Annotated in this window: 2 protein-coding genes; both read right to left on the reverse strand. The window is 42.1% G+C overall.

Features of this window, described 5'->3' with window-relative positions; translation table 11 throughout:
• Positions 1–271: 271 nt before the first annotated feature.
• Positions 272–1048 (reverse strand): ERF family protein, encoded by a 777-nt coding sequence (locus G4P69_RS37655; protein ID WP_208344676.1) that lies wholly within the window; start codon positions 1046–1048, stop codon positions 272–274.
• A gap of 61 nt (positions 1049–1109) precedes the next feature.
• Positions 1110–1583, reverse strand: coding sequence for a hypothetical protein (locus G4P69_RS37660; RefSeq protein WP_208344677.1), 474 nt, complete (start codon positions 1581–1583; stop codon positions 1110–1112).
• Between the last annotated feature and the right edge of the window lie 273 nt (positions 1584–1856).

The raw sequence follows: 1856 nt of genomic DNA on the forward strand, positions 1-1856 counted from the left end.
TACTTGACCTAGAGGAGAAAGAAGTTCTTGGAAATAATCTTTGGCAAAATTGTCATGGGGCGTTCTTGTCATATCGTTGATAGTGGATTTTAGCAGAGAGTAAAATTAAATTCATGAGAAATATTGATGATGCCACCTGATAAAAGCTCTAATTCACTGATTAAATTAGTTAATTACTAACTCTAATTATAAAGGAAAATCCTGTCATTAATTACCTAATTAATCAGGATTAATTAATATGAATTTCTCCGATACTTGTTAAGTATTAAAATTACTGCTTTTGTTCAGCTTGCTGAGGAAGGTGCACATGGTTCATCCACTGCTTAATCGCTTCCAATTCCTCATACCCTTGAGCAGTCATAGCGGGTATATGCTTGACAAAGCTATTAGCAGCGTGGTTATGTTGAACACCTTGCTTGATTGCCCACTGAACACCCATCCACTGCACCAATTCACTCAGTTGTGTATTGTCAAGTTCTGCGGGAGAGTTAACCAACTTTTCAGTTTTCAACCACTCCAGCACTGTTTTGCTCTCAATCCCAAACAGTTGGCGAATCGCTCTTATCTTGATGTTGTGAGGGTGTTCTCCCGCAGTCGCTACAACTTTGGGAGCCAAAGCACCGCGCTGCTCTCCATTGCTGTTAACTTTGTACTGTAGATTACCTTGTTTTTTAAGTGTAGTCAGTGTCAAATTTGCATCATCATCCTCGTCAGCTGTCACACAAAGAATGGCGCATAGCGCATAGCGGCGGGCATAAGTTAGGGCAGCACCAAACTTCTGTGAATCACCGATTTCTGGGAGAGGGTAAATGCTGGTAATGCACTCACCTGATTCGTGGTAAAGGTGAGTCTGAAGAACAGTTTTGTTACTATCTAGAGCAGTCGTTTGAACAACTGCTAGTCCGTGCTTACCAAGGGCAGGGGTAACAGCATCTAATACAGCGTCTAAGGTGGCGTATTTGTGCTTGAAGTGAGGGTTAACTCGGTCTTTTTGAATGTTAGAAAATTCTGATTTGGCTTTAATCAAAGCCTTGATGAGTTCTTGCATTGCCTGTATTGTCCAACGTGAAAGAAGATTTTTAGGGTGGGCGAATCCCACCCCAGGAGCTTTATGCAGCTACCAAATCCGTGCCAGAATGCGGTTCATACTCTTTCAGTCGTTGCCAATCAAGCGTGCTTAACTCATCAAATGGCTTGTCCAAAAGTTCTTCAGATGTACTGGTTCTTAACTTAGGCAGCGTTCCTTGCTTGTAGTGCCAGCGTATGTAATCAGCACACTTTGCCCAAGTGTCAGCGCGGTGAACTTCCACTTCTCCCACCATGACCACCCAAGGCTGAGTCACGAAGTCTTCGCAGTCATGAGTAATGGTGGCAATCACTTGAAGAGCTACTTGTGCTTCATAGGTGTAGAAGCCGTCTAGATCTATGAATTGGATTTCTGGCTCAGGGGCTATTTCTTGGGCTTGCGCTTCGATGTGTGCAGAAAGTTCTGCTTGTGCTGTGGTTTGTTCGTCAATAATGTTGACAATGGGTGAGCAAGCAGAAGATTTGGTGTTGAAGTCGGCTTCTGTGTGGTGGTACATTTGGTAATAATCCTTGTAATTAAAGGTTTAAACAAAAGGCGTCATCACTTCTTGGCGGGAGGCAGGCGTCTTTTGGTTTTGTTACAACAATGGTATAACATGTTATAACTAGTGTCAACAGTGTTGCACCAAATTCACAAAAGTTATGTTAAATCGGCTGCTGCTAGTCTACCCAAAGCTTTTATGTAGCCTATTACAACGCCATTAGCTTTATCTAAACTATCTTTTGCTTTTTTAGGATAGTTTTCACATGACTGTTCTTGTTCTTTTCGT

Origin of the sequence: Aetokthonos hydrillicola CCALA 1050 (assembly GCF_017591665.1) — a bacterium.
Lineage (GTDB): Bacteria > Cyanobacteriota > Cyanobacteriia > Cyanobacteriales > Nostocaceae > Aetokthonos > Aetokthonos hydrillicola.